The organism is Cytophaga sp. (assembly GCF_051961495.1).
Taxonomy (GTDB): domain Bacteria; phylum Bacteroidota; class Bacteroidia; order Cytophagales; family Cytophagaceae; genus Cytophaga.
This window is the reverse complement of record NZ_JBQCDF010000145.1, coordinates 1-6,597: the sequence shown is the minus strand read 5'-3', so window position 1 is coordinate 6,597 and position 6,597 is coordinate 1. Positions and strand designations below refer to the sequence as shown.

The 6,597-nt window shown below is 36.1% G+C and carries 7 protein-coding genes; all 7 read left to right on the top strand.

Features of this window, described 5'->3' with window-relative positions:
• A partial coding sequence (locus tag ACTHJT_RS07355) for a hypothetical protein (protein ID WP_440237355.1) occupies window positions 1-302 on the top strand: 302 nt, incomplete at its 5' end.
• Between the two features lie 56 nt (window positions 303-358).
• Entirely contained in the window at window positions 359-1,384 is a 1,026-nt protein-coding gene (locus ACTHJT_RS07350; protein ID WP_440237354.1) for a glycosyltransferase, read from the top strand.
• Window positions 1,385-1,815: 431 nt separating this feature from the next.
• Complete coding sequence (locus ACTHJT_RS07345; protein WP_440237353.1) at window positions 1,816-2,523, top strand: glycosyltransferase; 708 nt, start codon at window positions 1,816-1,818, stop codon at window positions 2,521-2,523.
• A 144-nt stretch (window positions 2,524-2,667) separates the two neighbouring features.
• Entirely contained in the window at window positions 2,668-3,069 is a 402-nt protein-coding gene (locus tag ACTHJT_RS07340; protein WP_440237352.1) for an acyltransferase, read from the top strand.
• Window positions 3,066-4,331 carry a hypothetical protein gene (locus ACTHJT_RS07335; RefSeq protein WP_440237351.1) on the top strand — a complete coding sequence of 422 codons (1,266 nt, stop codon included), beginning with the start codon at window positions 3,066-3,068 and terminating at the stop codon, window positions 4,329-4,331. The genes ACTHJT_RS07340 and ACTHJT_RS07335 overlap by 4 nt, the downstream gene beginning before the upstream one ends.
• Window positions 4,294-5,529 (top strand): glycosyltransferase family 4 protein, encoded by a 1,236-nt coding sequence (locus tag ACTHJT_RS07330; RefSeq protein WP_440237350.1) that lies wholly within the window; start codon window positions 4,294-4,296, stop codon window positions 5,527-5,529. The genes ACTHJT_RS07335 and ACTHJT_RS07330 overlap by 38 nt, the downstream gene beginning before the upstream one ends.
• The coding region (locus tag ACTHJT_RS07325; RefSeq protein ID WP_440237349.1) for a glycosyltransferase family 4 protein at window positions 5,526-6,597 on the top strand (1,072 nt) is incomplete at its 3' end. The genes ACTHJT_RS07330 and ACTHJT_RS07325, both read left to right, overlap by 4 nt.

Genomic DNA, 6,597 nt, shown 5'->3' with positions numbered 1-6,597 from the left:
CGCATCTTTTTGAAGATGTATTCATTGACTATTACTATTGTGCTCAGCTTATGAGCACAAAGGGGATTATGCTGTTTGATGATTGCCGTGATCCTCATGTGCTGAAAGTAATTAAATTTATAAAAAATAATATGTCAGATTATTTTGATGAAATAGATTTAAACCAGTATGTAGGCAGGGAAGGAAATGAATTGCTTAAATATAAACTTGCTGTAAAGTTGGATAAAATTCAATTACGGGGATTTATTAAAAAGAAGGAAGATGTTACCAGGAAATGGGATAGCGCATTTTCAAACTTTTAAGTCAAGATGCTTACGTTTACATGTAAAATAAATTGTGTTGTAAATAAATAATAGTAATGAAAGTAACATTGGTATCCACTGTATTTAATGAAGCAGCACGTATCCAGGATACCTTGAATGATATATCAGCTCAAACACGCCTGCCGGATGAAGTTGTTATAACCGATGCAGGTTCTACAGATAATACGGTGGCTATTTTAAGAGCATGGGCCGGGAAGACTTCCTTTCCTGTTAAAATTTTATCATGGCCAAAATGTAATGTTGCCGAAGGACGGAATAAAGCTATTCATGAAGCTTCACATGAATACATTCTTTCGACTGATTTTGGATGTAGATTTAATCCTTTATGGATCGAGTCGATGGTAAAACCATTTGAAGATAACAATGTAAAAGTTGTTGGCGGAACGTTTGAAGTTATTGAATCGGACATAGAAACAGAGCCTGCTAAAGCAAATTATATTATATGCGATGGCTACTATGTGGCTCCTCATGAAGGCTTCATACCCTCTTCCCGATCTATTGCTTATCATAAATCTGTATGGGAATCAATAGGAGGTTATCCGGAATGGTTAACGCTTGCGGCAGATGATCTGGTTTTTGGAATGATCTTGTTGAAGCAAAACCATAAAATAGTGTATGTAAATGAACCTTATGTATATTGGGGGCGACATACAACCCTAAAGGCATACGGTAAAGAGGCATATCGGTATGGGTTGGGCGATGGGGAAGCACATGTAAATCAACGACAGTTTATTGTTAAGTCAGTCGAGAGTATGTTAAGATATATGTTCTATATCTGTCTTATTTTAGCAATTCCATTTTATGTATTTTTTAATATGAAAATAAGTCTGGCCTTGGTTTTATTGGGCTTGACACTGGTAGGGTTCCGTCCGTATTGGTGGGCATTTAAAAACTGGCTTCGTTATAAAAGTCCTAAATATTCTTTTTTAACATATCTTTATACAATACCTATTATTGAACTTTCCAGGTTTCAATATGAAAAAGGGTATATAAAAGGATATTTTTTCAGTTCTGAGAAAATACGTAAAGGAGCATTGTTATTGAAACAGGTGTTAAAATAATGAAGGTGATCATTTATGAATCCAGTTCAAAAGGAGGGTGCTTTGAGTATTCGCAATACCTCTATCGGGCATGTATTCACAAAAAGATTGAAACGACATTAATAGTGCCCTTCAAGACACAGTTTTCATTGCAATCCATTCCTGATACAGCCGTAAAATATATATTAGCAAATGATCAGCGGAAGTTTAAAAACAGACTATTTTCCCGGTTGTTTTTTATTGGCAGGCAGATATATAATCCTGTCAGATTTCTATTATACCTTTGGAGAACGCCAAAATCAATCGTTATATGGAATGATTTTGAACAACTTTCCGCTCCTCTGTGGACGCTTTTATTGATTGTTTTAGCTGCACGGCATAAGCATGTAATTATTTTACATGACCCGGACAGAGATAATTACCCTTTTGGCAAGCTATATTCAATTTTTTGCATGAAATTAATCATGTCAAGAATGAAGCTCGGTCTTTACCATGAATATTTACCGGATAAACCATATTATAACAATACAGGGACGGTATATAGATCCATTGTTCACGGAACTTATGATACACACGAAGCCGATCCGTTGCTGTTCAGTAAAATAAAAGAATGGAAGAACGGACATGTGCTTCTTTCAATCATCGGAAATATCCGGGAAGAAAAAAATTATGATGTCGCAATGCAGGCTCTGGTAAAAATGCCGGACTGCAAATTGTTGATTGCAGGTTCTCCTGCCAATAGCTCCGTTAACGTTGATCAGTTGAAACAACATGCTGAATCGCTAGGGATTTCTGAAAGGGTATGTTTTGAAGTTAAGTTTTTGTCAGATACTGAATTGTCAGCTTGTATTCAGGCTTCTGACATAATTTTATTATATTACAGACCAGAATTTACCTCTCAGAGCGGGATTTTGAATCTATTGGCGCCGTATAAAAAACAATTTATCTATACGGATGTAGCAAGCGGATTGCAGGAAGTATGTAAAAGATATAATATCGGTGAACCTTGCCGGCCTAATGATGTAAATGCTCTGATTCAAACAATCGACATGATGCGTAAAATCAGCAACAATGAGAAAGCAGCATCATGGGAACAATATCTGAAGGCTGCCAACTGGACAAATATTGTGGATGTAATTCAAACATATAGTACAAAATAAAGAGTGACCCAACTTAAATTATATATTGGATATTTTTTGAATCATATCTTTAACGATATTATTACACACATACCTATTCATTTTTTTAGAAAAGCATTTTTAAGGTTGTTCAACAGGAATATCTCTTCGGATGCTGTCATATTAATGCATACAAGAATTCTGAACTTCTGGAATATTAAGATAGGAGCTCATAGCATTATAAACCAATATGTAGTTTTGGATTGCCGTAGGTATTCTATTGTAATTGAAAATAATGTTGACATTGGTCCGTATACACGTATCTGGACATTGGCCCATGATCCTAACGATGATGAGCACGGAGTGAAAGGTAAAGAAGTATTGATCAGACATCATGCATGGATTGCATCTGGTGTAACGGTTATGCCCGGAGTTACAATCAATGAAGGTGCTGTGGCAGCAGCAGGTGCTGTAGTTACCAGAGATGTACAGGCATTGGAGATTGTTGCCGGCACGCCTGCCAAAAGAATTGCAATGCGAAATAATTCTTTGTCATATAAAATTAACTATACACCAATCTTTGAATGATGGATAGAAATATTGTGTATGTTATTTTGCTTGTCAATTTGCTCGTAGCAATTTTTTTTTACTTAAATAAGAAATGTGAAATTCCATTATTTCTGGCTGCATTTAATATTTTAGTTGAATATAGAGTTATTGCCCTGGAAATTGGAAATAGTCAGTTTGTTAACTTTAATTATCAGATTAGTTTTATTTTCAATTTAGAACTTGCATATATCATAAGTGGATTGATACTGCTTGGTACATCTGTACTTATGTATACCTTTATATTTTTTTATAAGCAGCCCAAGATTAAAATAAAAGATTCAAACGCATACCTCAAGGATTTCCTGTTTTCCAGAAAGAAATATATTTTCATTGGCTTAGGCGTATTTACTTTTTTTCAATTAGTTCTTGCAAGTAATATCAGCGATGGATACGGGAATTTATCCAAGCTTGCGAACAGCTCCTTCATTATACTGTTGTTTTTATTTTTCTTAAATACCAAGACAACTAAACTCTATACTAAGTTATTCTACCTGGGAATGTTTTTATTTATCGGATACATTACATATAGTTCAGAACTACGTTTTCAATTTTTGGGCTGGATGATTCCCGTTGGTTATTTTCTTGTTCGTAAAGTGAATCCAGTCTATAAGTTGGGAGTAATGTTGGTTGGCCTATTTGTTATAATGGTTATTTTTTCGGCTGCCAGGGTTATGCGATATGATGTAAAATCAGAATTGTCTACAGAAGAGTTATATGAAGAAAGTTATGATCGTATACAGGAATCCGATGATGTGAATTTTATTGATGGATTTATGATGATGTATCAGGTATATCCTCAATATTTAGATCATACATATGGAATAGAACATCTAAACATATTATTGCGACCAATACCCAGAACTATATGGCAAGGAAAACCTTTAGCAGGGTGGTTTCAGAATTATCAGGAAAAGTATGGATTGGAGTTGGTTAAAATTGGCTTTTCACCAACGCTGTATGGTGTATTCTATGCAGAAGGCGGAGAAGCTGCTATTCCACTTTTATCTATTGTCTGGGCATTTTTGTTGATATGGTTGTATCGCTCATTGAGTATGTATAATTCTGATTTATCGGCATTATTAATTGGTGTATTATTAACGGCACTTATACCCATATTCAGAAGTGGTGATTTAGCTGGTGATTTTGCTATTGTCTTTATGAGTTATTGGCCTATCATAATATTTGTGTACCAATACAAAAAATATGTACGTAAGCGAATCAGACTTGAATGTAATGCCTAAAGTTATTTGTGTACATATAGGGGCCCGCGCACATTATCTTATCCCGAAAGCATTTATGAAGACGGGCATTCTTCATACATTAATAACAGATACCTGGATCAAAAATCCAATCATACGTTTTTTGCTTGGATCATTTCCTGTAAATATGCTTAAGTCGCTGGCCGGAAGATACTCATCTTCCATTCCATCGGCTCATGTAAAAGCACTGGGATTATCGTTTTTAATAGAAGAATATAAAATCAGAAAAAAATATCCGCAATACGGATGGAAGCAAATAATTGCGAGAGATGTCTATTTTAAACATGCAGCAGGCGAAATCCAAAAAAAATGCAATGGGGCAACCGCCGTGTTTGGTATCAGTTATACATCTCTGACTGCCTTTAAAATTGCTAAAGAGCAGAAGCTTAAAACAATATTATATCAGATGGATCCAGGCAAAGGTGAAGAAGACATCGTTGCGGATATTATAAAACAAAACGGAACGGAAACAAGCTGGCAACCGGCACCGGATTCTTATTGGCAGCAGTGGAAGGAAGAATGTATGCTTGCAGACAGTATTATGGTAAATTCTGAATGGAGCCGAAGGCAACTGCAGGCGTATGGAATAGACGGTAATAAAATTGTAACAATTCCGTTGCCGTACGAGATAACAAACGAACACGTAGCATTCAACAGAACGTACCCGGATATTTTTACAAGACAAAGGCCTTTGCGGTGTTTGTTTTTGGGAACATTAACGTTACGGAAAGGAATTCATCTGGTACTTGAGGCCGCAGAAAAACTGAAAGATCAACCCATCGAATTCATCATTGCCGGACGTAATGAGCTTTCTCATGCTCAACTGCATACAGCCAATGTAATATATAAAGGGGTATTGACAAGAGCTGAAACAGATAGGTATTATCAGCAGGCAGATGTATTTTTGTTTCCAACACTTTCAGATGGGTTTGGATTAACACAGCTGGAAGCACTTGCCTGGAAGCTTCCGGTTATTGCCACAGATCGTTGTGGTGAAGTTGTGCAGGATAAAAATAATGGATGGGTAATGCAAACACCTTCAGCAAATGAGTTAATACAAATACTTTTACACATACTCTCTAATCCATCTGAACTGAATAAAGCTTCATCCAATACTTTAAAATCGATTGAAAAATATTCAATCGACCACTTTGCCTCAAGTTTATATAAATTAGTATGAAATCAATTTTATTTATTTGGGATCGGATTGGAGATTATCATCTGGCTCGTATTAAGGCTTGCGAGGAAGTATTGGATATGGATGTGTACACCGCAGACCTGGCAGGATCAGATGCCCTGTATAAATGGAATAGCCTGAATAGTAGCAGGCATTTTATATTATCTGCAAAAGCCGCTGAACATAAAGATTTGCTGAATAGATTTTTTGCCTTTCGTAAAATAATTAAAACAAAAAGCATAAAAGTAATCGCACTTCCATATGGCAGGAATGAATATCATTTGTTCCTTCTGTATGCCCGGCTGCATGGTGTTAAAACGATTATCTTTTCTGAATCCTGGTATTCGCGGGGCAAGGTGAAGGATTATTTGAAATCATTGTTGTTAAAAGCTTTAGGCGGACATTTTTTTGTATCAGGAGAAAGAGCTTGCAGTCATTTTTCCGGAAACTACAAAATTAAAAGTAATCGAATCACCCAAGGTTACAGCGTAGTTGATAATAATCATTTTAAAACAAATCAGTTAGGAGAAAAAAAATATCTTATTTGTGTCGCCCGCTATAGTGAAGAGAAGAATCTTGAATTTTTAATTCGTTGCTTTGCCCAATCAGCAATTCATAAACGATATCGCTTGTTGCTGGTTGGCGATGGTCCGCAAAGAACATTCCTGCAACAGCTTATCGATGAACTGCATTTGTCGGAATCTGTGGCGTTAACGGGATGGTTTACATATAATGAATTACCTGGGCTTTATGCTTCCGCAGCGGGACTTGTATTACCCAGTAGTTTTGAACCCTGGGGACTGGTGGTTAATGAAGCAATGGCAGCATCACTACCAATATTTATTTCAACTGTATGCGGTTGTTTACCTGATCTGCTCGATGAATCTCAAAATGGAATGTCTTTTTCCCATGAAACAGCAAAATCTTTGATAGATGTTTTTGACAAACTGGCGATCTTGCCTGAAGAAACATTAAAGGCAATGGGAAACAAGTCTTTAATTAAAATTGAAACTTTTACACCCAATACCTGGGCAGCTGCTATTAAATCAGCAGTAGCATCCATGAATAGAT